This window comes from Phaeobacter porticola (assembly GCF_001888185.1).
GTDB lineage: Bacteria > Pseudomonadota > Alphaproteobacteria > Rhodobacterales > Rhodobacteraceae > Phaeobacter > Phaeobacter porticola.
This window is the reverse complement of record NZ_CP016364.1, coordinates 1,529,227-1,553,251: the sequence shown is the minus strand read 5'-3', so window position 1 is coordinate 1,553,251 and position 24,025 is coordinate 1,529,227. Positions and strand designations below refer to the sequence as shown.

22 protein-coding genes and 1 tRNA gene are annotated in these 24,025 nt (G+C 58.2%); 13 read left to right on the top strand and 10 right to left on the bottom strand.

The window, feature by feature from the left end; translation table 11 throughout:
* Positions 1-93 precede the first annotated feature (93 nt).
* Positions 94-624 (top strand): PD-(D/E)XK nuclease-like domain-containing protein, encoded by a 531-nt coding sequence (locus tag PhaeoP97_RS07535; RefSeq protein WP_083570340.1) that lies wholly within the window; start codon positions 94-96, stop codon positions 622-624.
* Between the two features lie 407 nt (positions 625-1,031).
* Complete coding sequence (locus tag PhaeoP97_RS07530; protein ID WP_072504554.1) at positions 1,032-1,310, top strand: hypothetical protein; 279 nt, start codon at positions 1,032-1,034, stop codon at positions 1,308-1,310.
* A gap of 256 nt (positions 1,311-1,566) precedes the next feature.
* Here PhaeoP97_RS07530 and guaB read toward each other — a convergent pair whose 3' ends face one another.
* A complete protein-coding gene (guaB, locus tag PhaeoP97_RS07525) occupies positions 1,567-3,015 on the bottom strand; it encodes an IMP dehydrogenase (RefSeq protein ID WP_072504553.1) in 1,449 nt (482 codons plus the stop codon).
* Positions 3,016-3,266: 251 nt separating this feature from the next.
* Here guaB and PhaeoP97_RS07520 point away from each other — a divergent pair, with 251 nt between their 5' ends.
* Positions 3,267-4,442, top strand: a complete 1,176-nt coding sequence (locus PhaeoP97_RS07520; RefSeq protein WP_072504552.1) for a CaiB/BaiF CoA transferase family protein — start codon at positions 3,267-3,269, stop codon at positions 4,440-4,442.
* A gap of 160 nt (positions 4,443-4,602) precedes the next feature.
* Positions 4,603-6,699 (top strand): ASKHA domain-containing protein, encoded by a 2,097-nt coding sequence (locus tag PhaeoP97_RS07515; protein WP_072504551.1) that lies wholly within the window; start codon positions 4,603-4,605, stop codon positions 6,697-6,699.
* A 232-nt stretch (positions 6,700-6,931) separates the two neighbouring features.
* Here the strand turns inward: PhaeoP97_RS07515 and PhaeoP97_RS07510 are convergent, their stop codons facing one another.
* Together PhaeoP97_RS07510 and PhaeoP97_RS20180 are read right to left on the bottom strand one after the other, a co-directional pair.
* Complete coding sequence (locus tag PhaeoP97_RS07510; RefSeq protein WP_157891237.1) at positions 6,932-7,432, bottom strand: hypothetical protein; 501 nt, start codon at positions 7,430-7,432, stop codon at positions 6,932-6,934.
* A gap of 94 nt (positions 7,433-7,526) precedes the next feature.
* Positions 7,527-7,691 (bottom strand): DNA cytosine methyltransferase, encoded by a 165-nt coding sequence (locus PhaeoP97_RS20180; RefSeq protein WP_237028996.1) that lies wholly within the window; start codon positions 7,689-7,691, stop codon positions 7,527-7,529.
* A gap of 264 nt (positions 7,692-7,955) precedes the next feature.
* Here PhaeoP97_RS20180 and PhaeoP97_RS07500 point away from each other — a divergent pair.
* Both PhaeoP97_RS07500 and PhaeoP97_RS07495 read left to right on the top strand, forming a co-directional pair.
* Positions 7,956-8,029: transfer RNA gene (locus PhaeoP97_RS07500), tRNA-Gly, on the top strand.
* Positions 8,030-8,167: 138 nt separating this feature from the next.
* Positions 8,168-8,644: an acyl-CoA thioesterase gene (locus PhaeoP97_RS07495; RefSeq protein ID WP_072504549.1), complete on the top strand. Its 477-nt coding sequence runs from the start codon at positions 8,168-8,170 to the stop codon at positions 8,642-8,644.
* A gap of 34 nt (positions 8,645-8,678) precedes the next feature.
* On the opposite strand, the gene pgl is transcribed toward PhaeoP97_RS07495, so the two are convergent.
* From pgl to PhaeoP97_RS07480, 3 genes are all read right to left on the bottom strand, one after another.
* Positions 8,679-9,350 carry a 6-phosphogluconolactonase gene (pgl, locus tag PhaeoP97_RS07490; protein ID WP_072504548.1) on the bottom strand — a complete coding sequence of 224 codons (672 nt, stop codon included), beginning with the start codon at positions 9,348-9,350 and terminating at the stop codon, positions 8,679-8,681.
* Positions 9,347-10,834, bottom strand: a complete 1,488-nt coding sequence (zwf, locus tag PhaeoP97_RS07485) for a glucose-6-phosphate dehydrogenase (protein ID WP_072504547.1) — start codon at positions 10,832-10,834, stop codon at positions 9,347-9,349. Before zwf ends, pgl begins: the two co-directional genes overlap by 4 nt.
* Positions 10,835-11,084: 250 nt before the next feature.
* Positions 11,085-11,354: an usg protein gene (locus tag PhaeoP97_RS07480; protein ID WP_027247342.1), complete on the bottom strand. Its 270-nt coding sequence runs from the start codon at positions 11,352-11,354 to the stop codon at positions 11,085-11,087.
* 224 nt (positions 11,355-11,578) lie between these two features.
* Between PhaeoP97_RS07480 and gyrA the strand changes: the two genes are divergently transcribed.
* Together gyrA and PhaeoP97_RS07470 are read left to right on the top strand one after the other, a co-directional pair.
* On the top strand, positions 11,579-14,317 hold the full coding sequence (gene gyrA / locus PhaeoP97_RS07475; RefSeq protein ID WP_072504546.1) for a DNA gyrase subunit A: 2,739 nt from the start codon (positions 11,579-11,581) through the stop codon (positions 14,315-14,317).
* A gap of 132 nt (positions 14,318-14,449) precedes the next feature.
* Entirely contained in the window at positions 14,450-14,800 is a 351-nt protein-coding gene (locus tag PhaeoP97_RS07470) for a DUF6614 family protein (RefSeq protein ID WP_072504545.1), read from the top strand.
* Between the two features lie 97 nt (positions 14,801-14,897).
* On the opposite strand, the gene PhaeoP97_RS07465 is transcribed toward PhaeoP97_RS07470, so the two are convergent.
* From PhaeoP97_RS07465 to PhaeoP97_RS07455, 3 genes are all read right to left on the bottom strand, one after another.
* Positions 14,898-16,367, bottom strand: a complete 1,470-nt coding sequence (locus PhaeoP97_RS07465; protein ID WP_072504544.1) for a carboxypeptidase M32 — start codon at positions 16,365-16,367, stop codon at positions 14,898-14,900.
* 2 nt (positions 16,368-16,369) lie between these two features.
* Positions 16,370-17,518, bottom strand: a complete 1,149-nt coding sequence (gene ctaA, locus PhaeoP97_RS07460; protein ID WP_072504543.1) for a heme A synthase — start codon at positions 17,516-17,518, stop codon at positions 16,370-16,372.
* Between the two features lie 91 nt (positions 17,519-17,609).
* Positions 17,610-18,356, bottom strand: coding sequence for an RNA methyltransferase (locus tag PhaeoP97_RS07455; RefSeq protein WP_072504542.1), 747 nt, complete (start codon positions 18,354-18,356; stop codon positions 17,610-17,612).
* 207 nt (positions 18,357-18,563) lie between these two features.
* Here PhaeoP97_RS07455 and PhaeoP97_RS07450 point away from each other — a divergent pair, with 207 nt between their 5' ends.
* The gene (locus PhaeoP97_RS07450; RefSeq protein ID WP_072504541.1) at positions 18,564-19,199 is read left to right on the top strand and encodes a thiamine phosphate synthase; all 636 of its coding nucleotides are present in this window, start codon (positions 18,564-18,566) and stop codon (positions 19,197-19,199) included.
* Between the two features lie 85 nt (positions 19,200-19,284).
* On the opposite strand, the gene PhaeoP97_RS07445 is transcribed toward PhaeoP97_RS07450, so the two are convergent.
* Positions 19,285-20,478 (bottom strand): HupE/UreJ family protein, encoded by a 1,194-nt coding sequence (locus tag PhaeoP97_RS07445; RefSeq protein ID WP_072504540.1) that lies wholly within the window; start codon positions 20,476-20,478, stop codon positions 19,285-19,287.
* Between PhaeoP97_RS07445 and PhaeoP97_RS07440 the strand changes: the two genes are divergently transcribed.
* The 4 genes from PhaeoP97_RS07440 (at position 20,477) to PhaeoP97_RS07425 (ending at position 24,010) form a co-directional block, all read left to right on the top strand.
* Positions 20,477-21,298: a DUF4198 domain-containing protein gene (locus PhaeoP97_RS07440; RefSeq protein WP_072504539.1), complete on the top strand. Its 822-nt coding sequence runs from the start codon at positions 20,477-20,479 to the stop codon at positions 21,296-21,298. The genes PhaeoP97_RS07445 and PhaeoP97_RS07440 overlap by 2 nt on opposite strands.
* A 47-nt stretch (positions 21,299-21,345) precedes the next feature.
* Positions 21,346-22,308 (top strand): PfkB family carbohydrate kinase, encoded by a 963-nt coding sequence (locus PhaeoP97_RS07435; protein WP_083570424.1) that lies wholly within the window; start codon positions 21,346-21,348, stop codon positions 22,306-22,308.
* Positions 22,305-23,219 (top strand): pseudouridine-5'-phosphate glycosidase, encoded by a 915-nt coding sequence (locus PhaeoP97_RS07430; protein ID WP_072504538.1) that lies wholly within the window; start codon positions 22,305-22,307, stop codon positions 23,217-23,219. The genes PhaeoP97_RS07435 and PhaeoP97_RS07430 overlap by 4 nt, the downstream gene beginning before the upstream one ends.
* An 83-nt stretch (positions 23,220-23,302) precedes the next feature.
* Positions 23,303-24,010 (top strand): DUF502 domain-containing protein, encoded by a 708-nt coding sequence (locus PhaeoP97_RS07425; RefSeq protein WP_072504537.1) that lies wholly within the window; start codon positions 23,303-23,305, stop codon positions 24,008-24,010.
* The last annotated feature ends 15 nt before the right edge of the window (positions 24,011-24,025 follow it).

Here is a 24,025-nt window from a genome sequence, read left to right as displayed (position 1 = left end):
TGTACTGAGTAGTGTGCGCTGAATCGAGAAGAGCTGAATGTCAGCTCCCCACGCTAAACTGCGAGTCCTTGCATCACGCAGTAAAGGTCCGCTCTGACTGACCGTCTGCGTGATGCTGATCTATCTGCCATTTTCCTTGACGAAGCGAAAGCGGCACATGCGGCCGCAGTCGGCGACAAAGAGATCATAACCGCCGAGGAGCTCACCGTTGTCGAAGCAATGCGCGATGCGGTGGTGGCTCACCCAATCGCTGGAAAACTGTTCGCGCCTGGCTCCGGTGTTGTTGAGTTGTCTTGCTATTGGATCGACGAAGAGACCGGCCTTTTGTGTCGTTGTCGGCCAGATTGGTGGCGTCATGATGGAAAAATCGTGGATCTCAAATCCGCTCTCGATGCGAGCGAAGAAGGCTTCTCAAAAAGCATTGCAGGTTGGTCTTACTACAAGCAGGACCCATTCTACTTGGACGGCGGAAATAAAGCTGTAAAGCAAGGACCGGATCTCGGAATGCCTGCACCTACTGCATTCATCTTTGTTGTTTGTGAGCCTAAGGCGCATAGGGATCCCGAGGCAGAGGCCGCAGATGAGGCTGATTTGCTGGGGATGCTGAGTGATCGGAAGCATTGAATTGCCGAGGGCGGATCCGGAGACCCGCCCTCTTGTATGAGATCGGATCGGACCCGATCTGCCTTCTCGTCTATATAGGCCCCACTTTGCAGTCAAATGAATCGACTTGATCTTAGACGATCGGAACGACCACAGCCCACTGTGAGCAAGCGGTCATCGCCGAAGCATGCCGCAAGTGGTGTGAGCCGGGGTATCCGTAAATCCCCGGCTCTGTCATTTATCAGCTTCTTCCAGTCATGAACCCGACGAGTGGCTGACTGATAGAAGACCAGCGAGTATCAGAGGACATTGTCGAACGGCCATAAGGTAAATAGGAGATGTGTCCCAGCACCCCATTTCGTGCGCCTTCCCAAACATTTTTTTGAACGTCTCCGGGGACTAATTCCCATTCAGAAAAGGAGGCTGACATGAGAGCAACAACGATCACGGACCAGGAGATCGAGAAAATACACGAGGCACTCAGTGACGCATGGAGCGAGTATTCTGAGTGGATGCAGGTCGCAGATGCCGCCGCCGAGGACGGCAAGGAGTTCCCGTTCTACATCTCCGGCACCAAGCAACGCAGAGATCGGATGCGCGGTGCCCTGGAGCTCATGCATCAGCTGCGGTGGGCTCTCGACGAGATGTCAGCACACCAGGAACTGCAGCATGTCGAGAGGAGATTTAAGGGCAATCCGAATGTTTAGAGGGCCGGTGACACCGCACACATACGGCCGCCTGGTCGCCACAGCTAACAAATACAATCGCACCCGCCGACCAGGAATCTTACTGAGGCTGGCTATGTGGCGATTGCGACGGGTTGGTCCTGGGGATCCGGCGTTGAAGACTGCATCTAACACATAAGTCCATGCATCTACATTGCATCTGAACTGGACGATACTTCCTGATATTTGGAAAAAATGGCGCTCCAGAGAAAACCCAGAAGCACCTTATTTTTACAGCTTACCCGATACGGTAATTCGGGCTTTCGCGGGTGATCTGCACGTCGTGCACGTGGCTTTCTTTAAGACCCGCGCCCGTGATGCGGACGAATTCGCAGTTTTTGCGCATCTCGTCCACGGTGGCGCAGCCAGTATAGCCCATGGCCGCACGCAGACCGCCAACCAACTGATGGACCACCGCACCTGCCGAGCCTTTGTAGGCGACTTGACCTTCAATGCCCTCCGGCACCAGCTTGTCACTAGCTGCGTCTTTCTGGAAATAGCGATCGGCCGAACCACGCGCCATTGCCCCAAGCGAGCCCATCCCGCGATAGGATTTGAAAGAACGGCCCTGATAGAGGATCACCTCGCCCGGGCTTTCATCGGTGCCCGCGATCATCGAGCCCACCATAGCACAGGACGCACCTGCTGCGATGGCTTTGGCAAAATCGCCTGAAAATTTGATACCGCCATCGGCGATCACCGGGATATCTCCCGCAGCGCCAGCGCAATCCATGATCGCGGTCAGCTGAGGCACCCCGACACCCGCAACCATACGGGTGGTGCAGATGGAGCCTGGACCGATCCCCACCTTGACCGCGTCCGCGCCAGCATCAATCAACGCCTTGGTGGCGGCCGCTGTGGCGACATTTCCCGCAACAACCTGCACCCCAGAGGACAGAGCTTTGATCCGCTTCACCGCTTCAATCACCCCCGCCGAGTGCCCATGCGCCGTGTCGACAACAACGATATCAACACCGGCATCGATCAAGGCCTCGGACCGTGCAAAGCCACTGTCACCAACAGAGCTGGCCGCAGCCACACGAAGACGACCAAGATCGTCCTTGCAGGCCGTTGGGTTCAGAACCGCCTGTTCCGTGTCTTTCAGGGTCAGCAGACCGGTCAGCTTGCCATCCCTGTCGGTGACCAGAAGCTTTTCAATCCGGCGTGCCTTCATCATCGACTTGGCCTCTTCCAATTCTGCCGGCTCATGTAGCAGCGCGAGGTTGTCAGAGGTCATCATTACCGAAACGGGCGTCTTGTCATCGGTGGCAAAGCGCATGTCGCGGTTGGTCACGATGCCCACCACACGGCCTTCGTTGTCCACCACCGGAAAGCCGGTGACGCGGTAGCGTTCCTGCAAGGCCTTAGCATCTGCGAGGGTTTGATCTGCGGTCAGGGTAATCGGGTTATAGACGATGCCGCTCTCAAACCGTTTGACGCGGCGAACCTGTCGGGCCTGCTCTTCCAGATCCAGGTTCTTGTGGATGACGCCCATGCCACCGGCCTGAGCCATTGCAATCGCCATGCGATATTCCGTCACCGTATCCATCGCCGAACTGAGCAATGGTATGTTCAAGGAGATGGCGCCCGTTACCCGCGTGCGGGTATCCGCTGTGTTCGGCAGCACGCTGGATGCGGCCGGTACCAACAAAACATCGTCGAATGTGAGAGCCTCACGAATCTGCATTTGTCATCCCCATGCATAACCCCGTTTGGCGATGACCCTATGGCACAGAAGCCCGTGGGGTAAAAGAGGCCGAACCGGAAAAAAGCCACCGAATAGCGTGTGATTTACCGGTAAGAACATACTCCGGATCGCCGTCACTGAAGCAACACGCGCTATCGGCTATTATCGGCATCACGCCTGATCTGCATCAAAGCAGGTTCATTTGTGATGCACCAACAAGGGCCTGCGAATAGATCTCACAGGAGCCTGCGATGAAACCTCCCCTGTCCGACATTGTTGTCCTTGACCTCACCCACGTACTGGCGGGGCCATATGCATCCATGACGCTGCGGGACCTAGGTGCCCGCGTGATCAAGGTGGAACGTCCTGGCACAGGTGATGATACCCGTGCCTTTCCGCCCTTCAAGAAGGGCGAAAGCGCTTACTTCGCAGCCATCAACCACGGCAAAGAAAGCATCGCGCTGGACCTGAGGGGCGAAGAAGACAGGCTGGTCTTTGACCAGCTTCTGGCCCGCGCCCATGTCGTGCTGGAGAATTTTCGCCCCGGCGTGATGGAGCGATTGGGTTATGGTTGGGAGGCGCTGCATACGCGATTTCCCAAGCTGGTCTATGGCGCGGTTTCCGGCTTTGGCCACACCGGGCCGGACCGGTTGCGCCCGGCCTACGACATGGTGGTGCAGGCGCGTGGTGGCGTCATGTCGATCACTGGGGAGCGAGACCGCGATCCGGTCCGCGTCGGTGCCTCAATTGGCGATATCGCGGCAGGCATGTTTCTCTGTCAGGGCGTCTTGGCCGCGCTTTATGCCGTACAGATGGGTGCGGACGGGCAAAAGGTGGATATTGCCATGCTCGACAGTCAGTTGGCGTTACTGGAACATGCAATTGCGATCACCTCTGTCACCGGTGAACCACCACGCCCGTCCGGGGCACGGCATCCATCCATCACCCCGTTTGAAACCTTTCACGCCGCCGATGGCCTGTTTGTGATCGCGGCAGGCAATGACGCGCTGTTTGCCACGCTTTGCCAGGCGCTTCGGTTGCCTTTGGCCCAAGATCCAAGGTTCGCCACCAACCTCGCCCGTTGCGAAAATGCGCGCCTGCTGAAACGCCTGATCGAAGCCGTGACGCTGGATAACCCGGCCCAGCATTGGATCGACCTGTTGCAACGCGTGGGCGTACCCACCGGTGCCATTCAGAATATCGCAGAGGTGATGCAGGATCCGCAGATACTGGCCCGCAATATGGTGGTGGATGTCTGTGACGCCGAGTGTGAAACCCAGTTCAAGGCGGCGGGCAATCCGGTAAAACTGTCGACCCTGCCCGACAGTCCCGTTCGTGCCCCTGCGCCCAAGCTGGATGGGAACCGCGCCGACATCCTGCGCTGGCTCTCGGAAGGGAGCGCAGAAAATCGCGACGCCTCAGAATAAGCCGCCTTTATCGCCCCCTAAAACGACAGTTTTGCCCCTCAGCAGATCAGGACCATGCAGAAATGACGCCGTAAGACTGTAAAATGACGCGGGCCGCCTTCCCTCGCAGAAAAAACGCCATATGCTCCGCCCAAACCGCGCAAGCAAGATAGGTACAGGCATGGCAAACGATCCCGTCTCCGAGATCTCTACCGAGACCGCAACTCATCCCGCAAATGATCCACTTGTGGTCTTTACCCCGTCTGGCAAACGCGGGCGGTTTCCGGTTGGCACACCGGTACTGACCGCCGCGCGTCAGCTGGGTGTGGATCTGGATTCAGTCTGCGGGGGGCGTGGCATCTGCTCCAAATGTCAGATCACACCGTCTTATGGCGAATTCTCCAAACATGGCGTCACCGTTGCTGAGGATGCGCTGACCGATTGGAATAAGGTCGAACAGCGCTATAAAGACAAACGCGGTCTGATTGATGGACGCCGCCTGGGATGTCAGGCACAGGTGCAGGGCGATGTGGTGATCGACGTCCCGCCAGAAAGTCAGGTACACCGTCAGGTGGTGCGCAAACGTGCCGAAGTACGCGACATCACCATGAATCCTTCCACAAGGCTCTATTATGTCGAGGTGGAAGAACCAGACATGCACAAGCCGTCAGGTGATCTGGAACGGCTTGTCACAGCGCTAGAGGAACAATGGCAGCTTAGGGATGTCAAAACCGATCTGCGCATACTGCAGCTGCTACAGCCAGCGCTGCGCAAGGGGAAATGGACCGCCACCGTCGCCGTCCATTTAGGTAGCAACAGCCAGTCGCCAAAGATCATGCATGTCTGGCCCGGTTACTACGATGGAACCGTTTATGGTCTTGCTGTTGATCTTGGATCTACAACAATCGCGGCACATCTGTGCGATCTGAAAACCGGCGAGGTTGTTGCCTCTTCCGGTATCATGAACCCGCAAATCCGATTTGGCGAAGACCTGATGAGCCGGGTCAGCTATGCTATGATGAACACAGGTGGCGATCAGGAAATGACCCGCGCGGTCCGCGAAGGGATGAACGACTTGTTCACCCAGATCGCGTCCGAGGCCGATATTGACAAGGCGTTGATCGTCGATGCTGTGTTCGTCTGCAACCCTGTCATGCACCATCTGTTCCTGGGCATTGATCCGTTTGAACTGGGTCAGGCCCCCTTTGCGCTGGCAACATCGGATGCCATGAATCTGCGCGCAGTTGAGCTGGATTTGAATATCCATCCCGCTGCCCGTGTCTACCTGCTGCCCTGCATCGCCGGTCACGTGGGCGCGGATGCTGCGGCTGTGGCATTGTCGGAGGCGCCAGACAAATCCGATGACCTGATGCTGGTGGTCGATGTTGGCACCAACGCCGAAATCCTGCTTGGCAACAAGGATAAAGTGCTGGCGTGCTCCTCTCCCACTGGTCCCGCTTTTGAAGGCGCGCAGATTTCCAGCGGCCAGCGCGCCGCCCCCGGCGCCATCGAGCGGGTCGAGATTGATCCCGTCACTAAGGAACCGCGCTTCCGCGTTATCGGATCCGAACTTTGGTCCGACGAGGATAGATTTGACGAGGCGATTGCCACCACAGGCATCACCGGAATCTGCGGATCCGGCATTATCGAGGCAATTGCAGAACTGCGTCTGGCGGGTCTTCTGGATGCCTCGGGACTTATCGGGTCTGCTGAACAAACAGGTACGGCGCGCTGCATCCAGGACGGGCGTACCAATTCCTATCTGCTTTGGGATGGATCTGCCGAAGGAGGACCAACGATCACTGTCACCAACCCCGACATCCGCGCCATCCAGATGGCCAAGGCTGCACTGTACTCTGGTGCGCGCTTGCTTATGGATAAATTCGGTGTCGACAAGGTTGATCGCGTGGTTCTGGCAGGTGCCTTTGGCGCACATATCTCATCCAAACACGCCATGGTGCTGGGCATGATCCCCGACTGCCCGCTGGACAAGGTGACAAGTGCGGGCAATGCGGCTGGTACTGGCGCACGCATTGCGCTGCTGAACACAACGGCCCGCGCCGAAATCGAGGCCACCGTACAGCAAATCGAAAAAATCGAAACTGCGGTCGAGCCCCGCTTTCAAGAACATTTCGTAAATGCCTCCGCCATTCCCAATTCAGCGGAACCCTTCCCGATCCTCAACACGATCGTCTCGCTTCCAGATGTGAACTTTAACACCGGTGGTGGCGATGGCAGCAGGGATGGAGGCCGACCACGGCGGCGGCGGCGCGGCTGAGTTTTTTTGCCGGGACGGGTCGCGTTGTCCGCTTGATCCCCCCGGCGAATTGAATACTCAGCACGTCAATGGCGCGGGTATGGTGAAAAGGTATCACGGCAGCTTCCCAAACATAAAAGTTCCGTACCGGCCTGTTCGAGAACTTACCAAAGTGGTTGAATTTGCTTCATAAAGCGCCGCAACGTTGTCCCAGCGCGTTATATCGCGTTGCAATGTGCTGCCTACAGATTCACTACAAAATGGGACAACGAAGATGCCAACTGAACGCTTGAAGCTCATTGACGCCGCCTGCAAGAATGCCCCACCGAACGCAAAACTTTGGGGCACCGAGATCAAAGGTTTCGGCCTGTTTATAGGCAAGGCGAAGAAGACCTTCTCTTACCAGAAGGACGTGCACGGCAAAACGACGCGCATGAATCTGGGGGCCTCGGGCCACGTTGTCGCGAGATCGTGCGAGCGGAGCGCATCCCGCAAATGGCCTACACGGAACTTGCGCAGGCTGTCCGCAATCTAGCGCGTCCCGCGTCGGCTTGACGTTGGACAGGTCGGTCGCGGGTTCGACAATCACCCGGTCAGGAAGCACGCGTGCTTTCTTCGGCAGCGCGACGACGCTCAATTTCTTGGCCTTCTCCAACATCGTGGCGAGGTCGACTTTCGGTGCCTTCTTGATCTGACATGCGATCAGCGTGACACCGTGGGCTTTCAGTTCGAGAGCAATTTCTTGTTTGGTCATGGTTCTGGACTCCGCTGCCAAGTAGGACAGCAATGCTGCCATAACTCAGTTATACGGTCCTATCCGGGGAGCCACGCAACCGGAGACTGAGCGGCTATGCCTTCCACATACCGGAGCAATCAGGGAAATTGAATTTACGGGCGGCGGCATGAACAGGATCAAGCTCAACCGCTGCGACAACATCGAACCCAGCTTTCTCAAAGCCGAGACTCATACCGCCCGAGCCTGCAAACAGATCAACTCCGATTGGTCGTGACATAACTGCCCCTCGCCGTTTTTTTCCGCAACACATCGACGGTGGCACAGCTTGACCAGCGAAACCTAGTGGTGCGAGAACGTAGCGAAAGTCGCGCTGACATGAGCCGAAATGAAGGCCCGCTTCGCCGTCGAATCCCATCCAACATCGCTTGAACGGGTTAACGCTTCCTAACCGTGTTCCTCTTTTGTTTTAGTGTTAGAATTCTGTCCGTTCGGTAATTTCGGCTTGCAGGCATGACGCCTAGATAGTATCTCAAATAGCAACGCGGGTGTAGCTCAATGGTAGAGCATTTGCTTCCCAAGCAAGTGACGAGGGTTCGATTCCCTTCACCCGCTCCATTCATTCCTTACATTAAGACAGCCGCTGATCGCTTTGTGATTGCGCGGTAATCCGACTGCAGCTCCAAGGCAGGTGTTGAAAGTACACCATCTGATCTTGGCTTGCAGGACGGGCGCATTCGCCCTAACCAAGTGCGTATGGATCTATCGTTTCACACCCCGCTCAGCCCCGACATACAGCGCCAGCATGGCCTAGAGATTCCGCAGCCCCTGGCGATTGCGGATCGGGTACGGTTTTCTGAATTAGACATCCTGCACCACGTCAACAACAAGGCCTATTTGGGCTGGTTTGAAACCCTGCGCGTCGCCTACTACAACCAATTTTTCGCCCTTCATTTCAAGGGCATGCCGACCCCACGCAATGTGCTGCGCAATGCCAATGTCCACTACGTGAAGGAAATGGTGCTGGACGAGGATTACATCACAACGGCACGGGTGGTGTCGTTCCGACGCACGTCCTATGTGATGGAACAGCAAATCTGGTCGGGTGATCTGCGGGCCACAATGACCGGGGTTATGGTCCTGCGCACCCCCGACGGTCAGTCCGGCTATCCACTGCCAGAAACGTTGCGCACCGCCCTGATTGACCGAGACGGCGCGATTGCGGAAGCTTAGGCAACAACTGCCAGCCTCAAACAGGCAACATAACCTATGGTGCCCAATGAACTGTCATTTCTGACAAAACAGCCTGTATAGGCGCTTCTTCCGGGGGCAGAGATTTGGCCCGTTCAAGCGCTTCGCGTTTGGCATTACCATAGATCACCAGATGTTTGGCAATCGCTGCATCCAACACCCGCGCTGTCAGGCTGACACGCGGCTCTGGCTGGCTGTCAGGCCGCATCACGGCCAGCACTGGCGCATCCGGGGCCAAGGCCTGTGCCAATCCGGCAACGCCCGGAAACAAGGACGCGGTGTGCATGTCTTCGCCCATGCCCAGCAGAATGACCGAAAGCGGCAGGTCCGGTTGCAGTTGGCTCTCAATCTCTGCGAGCACATCTTCTGGGGCGCGGGCCGGAATATGGAACGGCACGAACTGCGCCGCCGCCGCCCGATTGACCAGCAATCGTTCACGGATCATGCGGGCATTAGAGCGCTCGCTGTCGGACGGCACCCAACGTTCGTCCGTCGCCATCAGACGGACCCGTTTCCAGTCAATGTCGGCAGCGCAGAGATCATCAAAGATCGGCGCCGGAGTGGTGCCGCCTGCCACTGCAAAAGAAGCGCTGTCATGGTGCAGCAAATGGGTCTTCAGATCCCCGGCAAGCTGATTGGCCACATCAATGGCCAGCATGTCGCGATCCGCGTATTCGATTATGTTCATGGGTTGATCCCCTGCCAGTCTCTCTGATCGCGCCGCATCAGAAGATCTGCGTCCCCCGGTCCGGTGCTACCGCTATCATAGGGTTTTGGCACATCCCCGCGCGATGTCCAGCCCGCAATGATCGGGTCTGTCCAGGCCCAGGCCGCTTCAACCTCGTCGCCGCGCATGAACAGCGTCTGATTGCCCCTAATCACATCGGTGATCAGCCGTTCGTAGGCATCAGGCGCATCGTCGATATCCGCCCCCAGCGCCTGCGCAAAGCTCATGTCCAGCGGCACGTCGATCAAGCGCATGCCGCCTGGGCCGGGTTCCTTGATCGTAACCTTGAGGGTGATCCCCTCGTCCGGCTGCAATCGGATGGTCAACAGATTGGCATGACGCCCTGCATCCGCGCCAAAAATCGAATGCGGCGCGTCCTTGAAGAACACATTGATCACCGAGGAGCGCGCCACCAGACGCTTGCCAGTGCGCAGGTAGAACGGTGTACCCGCCCAACGCCAATTGCTGATATGTGCCTTCAGCGCCACATAGCTTTCGGTGGAGGAGCGCGGATCCCCCACGGTTTCGCGGTAGGACTGGTCCTCGTCGCCCCCTGCCCCTTCCTGGGCCAGCGCGTATTGACCGCGCACAATGTGGTGTGGCTCCACCGGCTCCAGCGCCCGGATCACCTTCAGCTTTTCGTCACGTACAGCATCGGGATCGAACTTCGCAGGCGGTTCCATTGCGATCAGGCACAGCAGTTGCATCAGGTGGTTCTGCACCATGTCACGCATCGCGCCTGACTTATCATAATACGACGCACGCCCCTCTACACCAACCGTTTCCGCCACTGTTACTTGGATATGATCCACATATTGACTGTTCCATAGCGGTTCAAACAGCATGTTCCCAAAGCGGATGGCCATCAGGTTCTGCACGGTCTCTTTGCCTAGATAATGGTCAATTCTGTAGATCTGGCTTTCATCAAAATGGCTGGCCAGTGTGCGGTTTAGCGCCTTCGCTGACGCCAGATCATGACCAAAGGGTTTTTCGACAACGATCCGGGTCTGATCGTCCGCCAGATCATGCGCCCAGATCTGCTCTGCCAACGGCGCAAACAGCGCAGGCCCGACCGAGAAGTAAAACACGCGGACGCGATCCGCTGTTGGACGACCAAGGGTCTGGGCCAGCGTCTGCCAGCCTTCGGCCTCAGTCGCATCAATTGCCAGATAGTTAATCCGCGCCAGAAAACTGTCGACCTGCCCCCCGGCAGCGTCTTTGCCCGCCGAGATGTCGCCCGCTTGCAACGCTGCGCGCACCAGTGACTGATAGTCCCTGCGGCTCAGCTCGGCACGCGCAGCACCAATGATACGTGCGGTATCGGGTAACTGGCCCGCACAGTGGCGACGATACAGCGCGGGCAGAATCTTACGCTGCGCCAGATCGCCGGTGCCGCCAAATATCACCAAGTCAAACGCCTGAACCGGAATAACGCGGGAAACCATGATGTGCCTTCTTTCAGTCTGGATCAAACACGTCCCGGGCAATGCACACCGGACAGAACACGGTCAAAAACGTCAGGCGACCATAGCGATAGGCCCGACTGATGCGGGTCAATCAGATGGCAGTATATGCAGTTGTAGATAGAAGAAAACAGCCAGTGTCACCCTCAACTATATTCGGTAGAGGTCAACTGGTCAGATCAGTCATAGATACAGCAAGCGGACTGTTGATCCGCTTGCGAGTTCTACAAGATCAATGCATGCGCAGGATGCCCGTTACGTTGCGCCATTCCCCCGGGCTGATCATCTTGCGATGGGTAAAGCGGACGGAATGCAGCGGGCCTTCAATCTCGCGCTGCCAATACTCGATAAACTCAAACAATCGCGGATGATCTGGCGCCAGATCATACTCCTGCCAGACGAAAGTGTTCAGGACATGGGTATAGTCCGGCATATGATAGGTCATCTCTGCCGTGGTCAGACCGTAGCCCTTCAGCATCAATTCAGTTTCGCGTGTCTCCATTTCAGGTCTCCCTTACGGATCCCCCCATAGACAGCTTAGCATAGGAAAGGTTAATTCCGAACAAATACAGCCCGTTGGAAGAAAAGCTCCGGCACGGGCGCGCTCCGCAGCCCTGCTTGCTTGCGCCTTATATGCCCTGTCTGTTATGGTGCAGACACAATATATAGACCCAATAATAACAACGGGCAGCCAACGTGAACGATACGCCGGAAACTCCTGAAAACATGGACGAAAACAAACCCGAACGGCCAAAGTATGACGGCCCGACGGTGTCCATCGAATCCGAGATGCGCACTTCGTATCTCGACTATGCGATGTCGGTTATTGTCAGCCGCGCCATTCCTGACCTGCGTGACGGTCTGAAACCGGTTCACCGCCGGATTCTCTACGCCATGCACGAGGTCGGCAATTCGCATGACAAGCCCTATCGCAAATCGGCGCGTCCGGTTGGTGATGTCATGGGTAAATACCACCCCCATGGTGACTCTGCGATCTATGACGCCTTGGTGCGGATGGCGCAGGATTTCTCCATGTCGCTGCCGCTCTTGGATGGTCAGGGCAACTTCGGCTCCATGGATGGCGATAATCCAGCCGCCATGCGCTATACCGAAGTACGGATGGACAAACCCGCCGCCTCAATCCTGGCTGACATTGAAAAAGACACGGTCGATTTTCAGGACAACTACGATGGCAAGGACCGTGAACCCACGGTGCTGCCGGCGCGGTTCCCCAACATGCTGGTCAATGGAGCTGGCGGTATTGCCGTTGGCATGGCGACAAATATCCCGCCCCACAATCTGGGCGAAGTGATTGATGCCACGCTCGCGCTGATCGAAGACCCGGATCTGACCAGCGAACAGCTGATCGACTATGTACCCGGCCCGGATTTCCCAACCGGCGGTGTGATGCTGGGCCGGTCCGGCGCGCGCAAGGCCTATCTGGAAGGACGCGGCAGCGTAGTCATTCGCGCCAAGACCCGCGTTGAGGAGATCCGCAAGGACCGCTATGCGATCGTGGTCGAAGAAATCCCTTATCAGGTCAACAAAGCGGCGATGATCGAAAAGATCGCCGAGCAGGTGCGCGAGAAAAAGATCGAGGGTGTCAGCCACGTTCAGGATGAATCCGATCGCAACGGCGTGCGCGTTGTTGTCGAGCTGAAACGTGATGCCACGGCAGAGGTGGTACTGAACCAGCTCTATCGTTTCTCGCCCATGCAGACGCACTTTGGCTGCAACATGCTGGCCTTGAACGGTGGTCGCCCCGAACAGCTGACCCTGCGCCGGTTCCTGACCTCCTTCCTTGATTTCCGCGAAGACGTGATTGCGCGGCGCACCGCCTATGACCTGCGCAAGGCGCGGGAACGCAGCCATATCCTGTGCGGTTTGGCGGTCGCTGTTTCGAATGTGGACGAGGTGGTCGCAACCATCCGCGCCTCTGCGGATGCAGCCGAAGCCCGACATAAGCTGATGACCCGGCGCTGGCCTGCGGTCGACATCGCACCTTATATCCGTCTGATTGACGATCCGACCCACACCATGAATGATGACGGCACCTATAATCTCTCTGAGATTCAGGCCCGCGCTATTCTCGAACTGCGGTTGCAGCGCCTGACACAGATTGGTGTCAAAGAAGTCACCGATGAGCTGGAAGAACTGGCGGGCAAGATCAAGGAATACCTTGAGATCCTGTCTTCGCGTGAGCGGATCCTGGGTATCATCTCGGACGAGCTGCGCGAAGTGCGTGACAATTTCGCCGTGCCCCGCCGTACCGAGATCGTCGACTGGTCCGGCGACATGGACGACGAAGACCTGATCGAACGCGAAGACATGGTCGTGACGATCACCAGCGGTGGCTATATCAAACGTACCCCGCTGGCTGATTTCCGCGCCCAGAAACGTGGCGGCAAGGGATTGTCCGGCATGCAGACGAAGGAAGAGGATGTTGTCACCAACCTCTTTGTGGCCAATACCCATACCCAGCTGTTGTTCTTCACCACCGACGGCATGGTCTACAAGCTGAAGACTTGGCGCCTGCCGCAAGGTGGCCGCACGTCGAAGGGTAAGGCGATTGTCAATATTCTGCCGATCCCGCCGGGCGTGTCGATTGCAGCGATCATGCCGGTCGATGTGCCGGATGACGAATGGGAAAATCTGCAAGTCATCTTTGCCACCAGCGCAGGGGATGTCCGTCGCAACCGCCTGTCGGATTTCACCAATGTGCGCCGCAACGGCAAGATCGCGATGAAACTGCCCGAGGATGGCTCGGTCAAGCTGGTCAATGCCCGAATTTGTTCGGAAGATGATGATGTGATGCTGTTCACCGACTCCGGTCGTGCAATCCGATTCCGCACCACCGATGTGCGCGTCTTCAATTCACGGGAATCCACCGGTGTGCGTGGCATTCGCCTGAATGGTGATGATCACGTGGTGTCGATGTCGGTAATCCGTCACTTCAGTGCCTCGCCCGAGGAACGGGCCGCCTATCTCAAGATGCGCCGCGCGGTAGCAGGTATTGCCGATGATGGCGAGAGTGACGAGGAAGACGCAGTTGCAGGTGCCATCAGTCAGGAACGCTATGCCGAAATGTCGGCGGTTGAAAACCTGATCCTGACCATCACCTCTGCTGGGTCTGGCAAGCTTAGCTCAAGCCACGATTATCCAGTTCGTGGACGGGGCGGTATGGGTGTGACCGCGATGGATAAGGCCATGCGTGGCGGGGCCATTGTGGCCTCCTTCCCGGTTGATCTGGACGATCAGATCATGCTGGCCACATCCAAGGGCCAGTCGATCCGGGTGCCGATTGATGGCATCTCTTTCCGCTCCCGCTCTGCTGGTGGCGTCCGGGTGTTCAACACAGCCAAAGGCGAAGAGGTTGTCTCGGTCGCGTGGATTGCAGAACAGTCCGACGAAGACGGTGATTTGCCAGCCTCGGATGACGCAGCAGGCGTAAGCGAAGAGAACTGATCTGCGCGCGCGTCACCTGGATAAAACACAAATACAGACGCCGCCCTATGGGCGGCGTTTTGCGTTAATCGAAATCTAATAGGTTTCTGGCAGCCTTTTGCACACATCCGCCACCGCAAAGGGAGGGTTCGCATGAACCTCTATCACTGTTCAATTGACCTGCACCACGAGGCCAAGGCAATTGCTTTTGCCAATGCCGTGGACCAGTGGATGTCCTATCTGCGGGAACGCGATGTTATACAGGGCTGGCGTCTTTTGCGCCGCAAACTGAATCTGGCCAGTGACAAGCATCGTGATTTCCTGCTGGAAATCGAATTCGCCAATATGACTCAGCTGGATCAGGCATTTCGGGTGCTGGGTGAAACAGACGAAAACGTCGAGCGTCTCTATGCCAATGTAAATGCGCTGATCGCCTCGGCTGACTTCGGCCTGTACCGTCCCTTCCCCGATCCTGAGCGCGCCGAGCGTATGGCGCTGATCTGACCAAGCCTGCGCCGACGAAACACGGGCGCCACACCAGAACGGACAAACCCCCGCCAGCGATTGACGGGAGATTTGCTGATTATTGCGGCCCGTCGGCTTACAGCCCGTAAAGCGCGCCGAATTTGTCTTCCAGATAGCTCAACAGCGGCTCTGGGCTGGGCGTCATTCCAGCTGCATGGGTGATGGTCTCAACCGGGCTGCGCAATCCACCATGGGTTTGCAGATTGTCCCGCAGCCAGCTGGTTGCCGCGACCGTGTCGCCCGCCGCCAGCTGCGCATCCAGATCCGGCACCGCCTGACGCAGCGCCTGATAGAGACAACCGGCGTAGACATTGCCCAATGAATAGGTCGGGAAATAGCCGAACAGACCCACTGACCAATGCACATCCTGCAAACAGCCATTGGATGGTCTATCAACGCCATAGCCAAAATCAGCAGCAAAACGGTCATTCCAGGCCGCTTCCAGATCCTGCACCTGCAAATCGCCGGACATCAGCGCGCGCTCCAGATCAAACCGCATCATCACATGCAAATTATACTGCAACTCATCGGCCTCGGTGCGGATGTAGCCGTTGTGAACCGCATTCACTGCCGCATAGAACGCATCGGCATCTGCAATGCCAAAGTCACCAAACTGCGGCACCATCTGCTCAAACAGCCAGCCGGTAAAGGCACGGCTGCGGCCCAGTTGGTTCTCATAGATCCGGCTCTGGCTTTCATGCACCCCCATCGAGACGCCGCGCCCCAGTGGGGTCAGCAGATAGGCCTGATCAATGTTCTGCTCATAGGCGGCGTGACCGACCTCGTGAATGGTGGAATAGAAACAATTGAACGGATCATCGTCGCTGGTACGGGTGGTGACACGCACGTCCAGACCGCTGCCGGAACAGAAGGGATGCACCGCCTTGTCGACCCGACCATGGCGCATCTGGTAGCCAAAGGTCTCGGCCAGCGTGGTGGTCAGTGCCATCTGCTTATCGGCATCAAAATGACCGCTGACACCTGTCGGCGCGGGTTTGTCCAAAACGCGCGCGCGCAGATCAACCAGACGCGGGCGCATGGCATCAAACAGGGCTGCAATCTCGGCGGCGGTGGTGCCATGTTCGTAATCGGCGATCATCGCGTCATAGACATCGCCCCCGGCAGCCAAAGCCTGCCCCTCTTCGCGCTTTAGCGCGACCACTTCCTCCAGCACCGGCAGGAAGGCTGCGACGTCCTCAGCGGCACGGGCGGCTGCCCATTTGCCCTGCGCCTCGGAGGTGACGCGGGCAATGCGTTTGGCCAGATCACCAGGCACCTTGACAGCACGCTCATGACTACGCCGGATTTCGCGCAGCTGGGCCGCGCCGATGTCGTCCGTAGCCTCGGCCCGTACCAGCCAGTCGGCCACCTGCGGGTCAGAGCGACGGGCGTGCAGAGCCGCCTCAATCGCCGCCATTTCTTCGCCCCGCTGGGGGGCGGCACCGCGTGGCATCATGGTTTCCTGATCCCAGCCCAGACGGCCCGCAATCTGGCCAAGCGCTTGTGTATCGCGCTCATAGGCCATCAAGTCTTCAAATACGCTCATTCTCAGTGATCCTTAATCGAAGTTGCAATGGGATAACCCGACAGATACCGCGCCCGCAGGATCAGCACCCAGAGACAGACAGCCATCAGCTGATGCAGGATCGCGATCTGCCAAGGTGCGGCATAGAGCACGGTGACGACACCAAGGACCATTTGCAACATCAGCGCCGCAAAGACTGCATTAAAGGCAAAGCGCGAGCGTGGATGGGCGCTGCCCCGGCCCCGCAGCCAGACCACCACACCAAAGGCCAGCAAGAGATAGCCGCTGATCCGATGGATAAATTGCACTAGGCCGGGATTTTCAAAAAAGTTGCTCCAAAGCGGCTGCAACATAAACGGCTCAGGCGGCAGGATTTGACCCGCCATCAGTGGCCAATCGGTATAGGACCGGCCTGCATCAATGCCCGCCACCAGCGCACCCAGAATAATTTGCAAAAAGCTGAAGTGCAGTAGCCCAGTGGAAAGACCAAACAGCTTGGCCTCCTTGGCACGGCGGGCCTGCATCAGATCGCGCTCTTCGCGCCCCAGTAGAAACATATACCAGGCGATGAAGCCCAGAATGACAAACGCCAGCCCCAGATGGGTTGCCAAGCGGTAAGACGCGACCGAGGTCATGCCCTCCCCCTGCGTTACACCAGAGGCCACCATCCACCATCCGATCGCGCCCTGAACGCCGCCCAGAACACCCGGCAGCGCCAGACGCCCGGTCCAGCGGACCGGGATCTGCCGCGCCAGCGCAAAACCTAGGAACCCCAGCGCCCAGACCAGGCCGATCACCCGGCCCAGCTGGCGATGGCCCCATTCCCACCAGTAGATTTCCTTGAAATCCGCCAGCTGCATCCATTGGTTCTCAATGCGCCACTGATCGATTTCCTTATATTTGTCGAACTCTGCCTGCCAGTCTGCCTCGCTCAGCGGTGGCATGGCACCGGTCACAGGCCGCCATTCGGTGATCGACAGTCCACTGTCGGTCAGCCGGGTCAGCCCGCCGACAACAATCATCGCCACCACCAGCGCAAACAGCACTGCCAGCCACGCACGAATTGCGCCTCTTGCGCCGCGGCGGGTGCGATCAATACCGCCGGGTGTCGCCTGTGGGCGTTCTTGCGGCTCGTTGCCAGAGACCTCTTCGAAAATGCTGCGCTTGCTCATGCTTGCCTCTTCCAATTTCTCGTCAAGCTAGGCCGCATGTTCGGCCCCGTCCAGTGGGCGACTATGGTGCAAATCCGCCCGAAGTCGCGCCTCAGTCGCGTTTTTCTTTCCAGCGGACCATCTGTCGCATGATCCCATGCAGCATCTGCACATCCGCTCGGGTGAGCGGCATCCGGCTGAACATATTGCGGAACACGGTTTTCATGCTGGGCGCCTTGTCGGGCGGAAAGAAGAACCCTGCGTCGTCCAGACGGTCCTCATAATGATTGACCAGAGTGTCTACATCCGCATGGCTGGCCCAGTCGGATTTGCCAAGGTCAGTCACGACGGGGGCAACGTCAGTCACCTGACGGCGCCATTCATAGGCCGTCAGCAGGACACATTGGCCGAGGTTAAGCGAGGCAAATTCAGGATTTACGGGAACAGAGATAATGGCATTGGCGCGGGCGATATCCTCATTCTCGAGGCCTGCTCGTTCGGGGCCGAACATCACCGCAACCTTCTCACCTGCCGCCATCTTCTCTGCGGCCAGTTTCATGGCAGCTTCCGGGCTATAGACCGGTTTGGTCAACTCGCGCGGGCGCGCCGTGGTGGCAAAGACAAAATCGCAATCCTCAATCGCACCCGCAAGATCCTCAGCGAGGCGCGCCTCATCCAGCAATCGCCCCGCGCCCGAGGCCATGGCAACGGCCTTGGGGTTGGGCCAACCGTCGCGCGGTGCCACGATGCGCATCCGGTCCAGCCCGAAATTCCACATCGCTCGGGCGGCAGCGCCGACATTCTCACCCATCTGCGGGCGTACGAGCACAAAGGCGGGCTGAGGGGTATCGCTGGGCATCCGGTTCTCCAAAAAAGCTGCTCTGCTCTAGTCGGCACAGGCGTGATGGGCAAGGCCACGTGGGGCGACTTCTGCGGGAAACCCGCTATATTCCTGATATATCAGCGCTGCATCACACGGAAATAACCCGCTCGGGGTGTCGCCAAATCCTTGCGTCCAGTGGCAAATGCGCTAAACACCGACAACCACTGAACAGGAGCCCTCCCCATGGACAGCCCCGCTGATGCCCCCGAAACGCCGCAGATTTACCTGACGACGCCTTCCAGTTTTGAACTTGGCCGCTTTCCGGACCAGCTGGCACGTGTGCTGGACGAGGTCGAAATCGCATGTGTCCGCCTGGAACTGGCCAGCCGCGACGAAGATACACTGAGCCGTGCAGGCGATGCGCTGCGCGCGGTGACCCACGCCCGCGATGTGGCCATTGTAATTGCCGATCATCAGATCCTGGCAGAGCGTCTGGGTCTGGATGGTGTACATCTGTCGGACGCTGCCCGCCCTGTGCGTGCCGCGCGAAAGGCTCTTGGCACCGATGCTATTGTTGGCAGTTTCTGCGGCGCCTCACGTCATGACGGCCTGTCCGCCGCAGAAGCGGGTGCTGACTATGTCAGCTTTGGCCCGATTGGGACGTCCGGGCTGGGTGATGGCAATCAGGCGCAAAAAGAGCTGTTCGAATGGTGGTCACAGATGATCGAAGTGCCGGTGGTGGCAGAAGGTGGGCTGACCACAGAGTTGATCCGTGATCTGACCCCCTACACCGATTTCTTCGCGATCGGTGATGAGATCTGGCGCGATGAGGACCCGTTGGTAAGCCTGCGCAGCTTGATGGCGGCGATGGAGGGCTAGGCCACTTCTCAGACCTTTCAATTAGACAGATACATGTTCTGGCACATGCTGTGTGCCCTGCGGATCTGACCGGCCTGATGGTCGGTCAAAGCAACACCCGCTCCACACACCAGTAGCCGCCAATCAGCGCAATTGTGAAGCTGGCCGGGATTGCCACCCGGCCGCGATATTTGGGATGACCCCAGAACCAAAACCCCAACAGCCCGTAGGCCACGCCAATCACCGTGAGCTGCCCCAGCTCGACACCAACGTTGAACCCCAGTAGTGCAGGCAAGAACTGCGCATCTGGCAGGCCGAACTCTCCCAACACCGACGCAAACCCCAATCCGTGCAGCAGGCCAAAGCCAAAGATCACCAGCGTGCGCCAGCTGTGCAGCTTGCGGGCAAAGATATTTTCGACCGCGATAAAAACGATGGATCCCGCAATCAGTGGCTCCACAATAGTGGGATTAATATGCACCCAACCCATCGCCCCAAGCGCCAATGTGATCGTATGCGCCACGGTAAAGGCGCTGACCTGCCAAATCAGCGGGCGCAGGCGTGTGCTGAAGAAAAACAACCCCAGGACAAACAGAATATGATCCAGCCCTTTGGGTAGGATATGTGTGTAACCCACTGGAATATAATCTGCAAAAGCCTCGCGCGGGGTCTGTGCAAGGCCTCCGGCCAGCGGAATGGTCGGGGTGGTTTCCCCGCCCTGAAGATAACCTGTATAGGGCTGGTCGACACCGTTTTGCCGCAACACCACCCCGCCTGATCCCTTTGGCCAGCCAATCTTCAACCCTCGCGCGCCCGGCGTCACCGGACCGATCAGCTGAATCCCAGTGCTGCGCGGCAAGGTGATATCGCCCGGCTCCGGGATCTCGATCTCTCCCACTTGCAGCGGAACCGCGCCGTTGGCGATGACGCTGAATGTCTGCACCCAATCCTCTGCAAAAAGCTGAACCATCGGACGCAACTCATCCGGGCCAAGCGCACGCAAGCTGTCATAGTCCTGCGCCTGTTCTGCGGTATCAGTGTTCATCATGCCGTCAAGATCAATCCCCGCGACAAAGGCCTCGGCATTCAGCCGCAGCTGCATCTCCATCTGGCCATCAACAATTTCGAAATCCGCAATCGTTGGCGTGACTTCATGGGCCAGACCATTAGAGTGAGACGCGGCCAACACCAGCCAGACCAGCGTCAGACGCAGTATGGCTCCGAACAACCACTCAGGACGCGTCAACCTGCGCCAGCATCTGTCGCAACCCGTCCCAGCCCGAGGTGTCATCTGCTCCATGCGTTTTATCCGCCCAATTGTTGTCGCCCTGTTTGCCGTCACCTGCAACGCGGCTCTTTCCCACGAGTTTTGGATTTCGCCAGAAGAATATCAAGTAAAATTAGGCACCTCAGTGCAAGCAGATTTGCGCAACGGGCAGAATTTCAGTGGTGCGCGGCTGCCGTATTTCGACAACCGTATCGCCCGGTTTGAGGTCTCAGACGGCAGTAGTCTGCGCCCCTACAGCGGGCGGATGGGAGATATGCCAGCCCTGCAACTGGACCCACCAACTGCGGGACTCTTGATTGTCGTTCATGAAACCCAGCCAGATCAGCTGACTTATGACAACTGGGAGGATTTTGCCAAATTCGCCGCACACAAGGATTTTGCCAATATCGAGAGCCGTCACACCGCCCGTAACTTACCACGCGAGGGGTTTGTTGAACGCTACACTCGCCACGCCAAATCGCTGATCGCGGTTGGCGCCGGTATGGGCGCAGATCGCGCTACAGGTCTGCTGACGGAATTTGTCGCCTTGGCCAATCCCTACACCGACGACCTCAGCCAAGGTCTACCGGTGCAGCTGCTGTTTAAGGGCCAGCCCCGCGTCGATGCACAGATTGAAGTATTTGACCGCAATCCAGCGGGTGAGGTTGCCACCATACTGACCCGTACTGATGCAGACGGGCGTGCAGCGATTGCCGTCACATCAGGACATACATACCTCTTGGATGCTGTGGTCCTTGAACCGCTGAAACCAGCCGCTGACAGCGCTACCAAAGCCAAGCCCATTCCCGTCTGGCAAACCCATTGGGCGGCGCTGACTTTCGCGGTTCCCTAGGCGGGTTGCGCTTGCGGGGGGCGAAAAAACGCGGCAATACGGATTTTATGACACAGGCCCCGCACTCTCCCGCTTCGCACCCATCCCAATCTACAGCGCAGTTCCAGGTTCAGACCACGGCGAACCAGCCGGACATACTCTGTATCGGCTCAGTGCTATGGGACATCATCGGTCGCTGCACAGCCGAGATGCAACGCGGCTCGGACAAGCCGGGACGGATCACTCGCTTGCCCGGCGGCGTGGCTATGAACATCGCTATGACACTGGCGCGCTTCGGACTGCGCCCGGCCCTGCTCAGCGCCATTGGACGCGATGCCGAAGGGGACGAGCTGGTTCACGCCTGCACACATCTGGGCCTGATCACTGACCACCTCTACCGCTCCGAGGATCTGCCCACCGACCGCTACATGGCTGTCGAAGGCGCCAACGGCTTAATTGCCGCAATTGCCGATGCTCATTCGCTTGAGGCCGCAGGTGCCAAAATCCTGCGCCCGTTGACCGATGGCGCTCTAGGCACCAAAGACGCTCCCTTTGCCGGGCCGGTTGCGCTGGATGGCAATCTGACACTGTCGCTATTGGATGACATCACATCCAACCCAGCCTTCACCCAGGCTGATCTGCGCGTCGCCCCAGCATCGCCCGGCAAGGCCGAGCGTCTACGGCCCTTCCTGCTACGCAGTTGTGGCACACTCTATGTAAATCTCGAAGAAGCCGGCCTTCTGTGCCAAGACGACTTCACTGACAGCCCAACCGCAGCCCGCGCCATGCTGGATCGTGGCGCGGCACGGGTGCTGGTCACCGATGGCGGCAGCACCGCAACCGAGGCCGATCAAAACGGCCTCATCACCCAGGCTCCACCGCGCGTCACTGTCGCGCGTGTGACCGGAGCTGGCGACACCTTCATGGCTGCGCACATTGCGGCCGAGGCCCGCGGCGAAGATCGCGAAACCTCTCTTGCATCGGCGCTCAAGGCCGCTGCCACCTATGTTTCAGGAGAACCACCCCTTTGATTAATATGATTTATTCCGCCGAGGTTGCGGCTGCACGTGAGACCGGCGCGGCCATTGTTGCGCTTGAAAGCACCATTATCACCCACGGTATGCCCTACCCACAGAACGTCGAAGTCGCGGCTCAGGTCGAAGACGACATTCGCGCAGCTGGTGCCGTTCCAGCCACCATGGCGGTGATTGACGGCGTGCTGCATATCGGGCTGGAGGCGGACCAGCTTCAGGCACTGGGTCAGGCGCAAAACGTCGCAAAGATCTCACGCGCGGATATGCCAGCCTGCATCGCCACCGGCGGCACCGGAGCGACCACCGTGGCGGCCACCATGATTGCAGCCCGCCTGGCTGGGATCAGCGTCTTTGCCACCGGCGGCATTGGCGGAGTCCACAAGGGGGCTGAAACCAGCTTTGACATCTCAGCTGACCTGCTTGAACTTGCCCAAACCCCGGTTACCGTTGTTGCAGCCGGCGCTAAGGCCATTCTCGACATCCCCAAAACGCTAGAGGTACTCGAAACCCAAGGCGTACCGGTGATCGCATTTGGCCAGGACAGCATACCCGCGTTCTGGTCGGCGACGTCAGACCTTCGCGCCCCCCTCCGTATGGACAGAGCAGTTGAAATCGCCCGCGGTCATGCCACGCGGCAGGCAATGGGCCTGCCAGGTGGCCAGCTGATCGCAAACCCGATTCCCGAAGCAGACCAGATCGCTGCCGAGGATCTCGCACCGGTTCTGAAACAGGCTCAGACTGAGGCCGACACGCAGGGCATCAGCGGCAAGGACGTGACCCCCTTCCTGCTGCAACGCATCTTTGAGCTGACCAAGGGGCGCTCTCTGACAGCCAATATCGCGCTGGTCCGCAACAATGCCCGTCTGGCTGCGGAAATCGCCAAAGAATTGGTCAAGTTGAAGCCATAACAGGTCTTTCTGCGCAGCTGCCCATTGCGGTTGCGCAGGTCCCTGCCTAGCTTCGTTACGTTCCTCACCGGTGAAACGCTCCAATGACCACGCCCTTCGACGACGAAACAACTCCCCGCCGCCCCGGCCTGTTTGCGCGCTTGCGGTCGTCTTTTTTTACCGGAATTGTGGTGATTGCACCCGTCGGACTAACCATCTGGCTATTGTGGACCGTGATGGGCTGGATCGACGGGGTGGTGCTGCCGCTGGTGCCCCATACGGTTCGACCTGAGCAATATATCGGTATCAACCTGCGTGGCGTCGGGCTGATCATCTTTTTGCTCTTCACCATTGTCGTCGGCTGGATTGCCAAAGGGATCATTGGCCGCTCTCTGATTGGCTTTGCCGAAAGTCTGGTCAGCCGGATGCCGGTTGTGCGCTCGATTTACTCCGGGATCAAGCAAATCTCGGAAACCGTATTTGCCCAGACCGAACGCAGTTTCGACACCGCTTGTCTGATTCAGTACCCACGCCGTGGTATCTGGGCGATCGGCTTTGTTTCGACCACCGCAAAAGGTGAAGTCGCGCGCCGGGCCGAAACAGGAGGCAACCTGCTGAGCGTTTTTGTCCCGACGACGCCCAACCCCACCTCGGGTTTCTTGCTATTCTTTCCAGAGGAAGACGTGATCCTGCTGGATATGTCCGTTGAAGATGCCGCCAAACTGGTGATCTCAGCGGGCCTAGTCTACCCAAACCCCGCAGATCCAAGCCAGCCCAGCGAACCTGTCACCGACCAACAGCCCGGCCGGTAACCCGGCAAACCCCTA

What these genes read in the sequence shown, in the direction of transcription:
- PhaeoP97_RS07445 (WP_072504540.1), bottom strand. Translation starts at nt 20,478, where the DNA reads ATGGAGCAGATGACACCTCGGGCTGGGACGGGTTGCGACAGATGCTGG.
- PhaeoP97_RS07435 (WP_083570424.1), top strand. Translation starts at nt 21,346, where the DNA reads ATGACACAGGCCCCGCACTCTCCCGCTTCGCACCCATCCCAATCTACA.
- PhaeoP97_RS07530 (WP_072504554.1), top strand. Translation starts at nt 1,032, where the DNA reads ATGAGAGCAACAACGATCACGGACCAGGAGATCGAGAAAATACACGAG.
- PhaeoP97_RS07520 (WP_072504552.1), top strand. Translation starts at nt 3,267, where the DNA reads ATGAAACCTCCCCTGTCCGACATTGTTGTCCTTGACCTCACCCACGTA.
- pgl (WP_072504548.1), bottom strand. Translation starts at nt 9,350, where the DNA reads ATGAACATAATCGAATACGCGGATCGCGACATGCTGGCCATTGATGTG.
- PhaeoP97_RS07455 (WP_072504542.1), bottom strand. Translation starts at nt 18,356, where the DNA reads ATGCCCAGCGATACCCCTCAGCCCGCCTTTGTGCTCGTACGCCCGCAG.
- PhaeoP97_RS07450 (WP_072504541.1), top strand. Translation starts at nt 18,564, where the DNA reads ATGGACAGCCCCGCTGATGCCCCCGAAACGCCGCAGATTTACCTGACG.
- PhaeoP97_RS07440 (WP_072504539.1), top strand. Translation starts at nt 20,477, where the DNA reads ATGCGTTTTATCCGCCCAATTGTTGTCGCCCTGTTTGCCGTCACCTGC.
- PhaeoP97_RS07470 (WP_072504545.1), top strand. Translation starts at nt 14,450, where the DNA reads ATGAACCTCTATCACTGTTCAATTGACCTGCACCACGAGGCCAAGGCA.
- PhaeoP97_RS07510 (WP_157891237.1), bottom strand. Translation starts at nt 7,432, where the DNA reads ATGACCAAACAAGAAATTGCTCTCGAACTGAAAGCCCACGGTGTCACG.
- PhaeoP97_RS07495 (WP_072504549.1), top strand. Translation starts at nt 8,168, where the DNA reads ATGGATCTATCGTTTCACACCCCGCTCAGCCCCGACATACAGCGCCAG.
- PhaeoP97_RS07425 (WP_072504537.1), top strand. Translation starts at nt 23,303, where the DNA reads ATGACCACGCCCTTCGACGACGAAACAACTCCCCGCCGCCCCGGCCTG.
- gyrA (WP_072504546.1), top strand. Translation starts at nt 11,579, where the DNA reads ATGGACGAAAACAAACCCGAACGGCCAAAGTATGACGGCCCGACGGTG.
- guaB (WP_072504553.1), bottom strand. Translation starts at nt 3,015, where the DNA reads ATGCAGATTCGTGAGGCTCTCACATTCGACGATGTTTTGTTGGTACCG.
- PhaeoP97_RS20180 (WP_237028996.1), bottom strand. Translation starts at nt 7,691, where the DNA reads ATGTCACGACCAATCGGAGTTGATCTGTTTGCAGGCTCGGGCGGTATG.
- PhaeoP97_RS07480 (WP_027247342.1), bottom strand. Translation starts at nt 11,354, where the DNA reads ATGGAGACACGCGAAACTGAATTGATGCTGAAGGGCTACGGTCTGACC.
- ctaA (WP_072504543.1), bottom strand. Translation starts at nt 17,518, where the DNA reads ATGAGCAAGCGCAGCATTTTCGAAGAGGTCTCTGGCAACGAGCCGCAA.
- zwf (WP_072504547.1), bottom strand. Translation starts at nt 10,834, where the DNA reads ATGGTTTCCCGCGTTATTCCGGTTCAGGCGTTTGACTTGGTGATATTT.
- PhaeoP97_RS07465 (WP_072504544.1), bottom strand. Translation starts at nt 16,367, where the DNA reads ATGAGCGTATTTGAAGACTTGATGGCCTATGAGCGCGATACACAAGCG.
- PhaeoP97_RS07515 (WP_072504551.1), top strand. Translation starts at nt 4,603, where the DNA reads ATGGCAAACGATCCCGTCTCCGAGATCTCTACCGAGACCGCAACTCAT.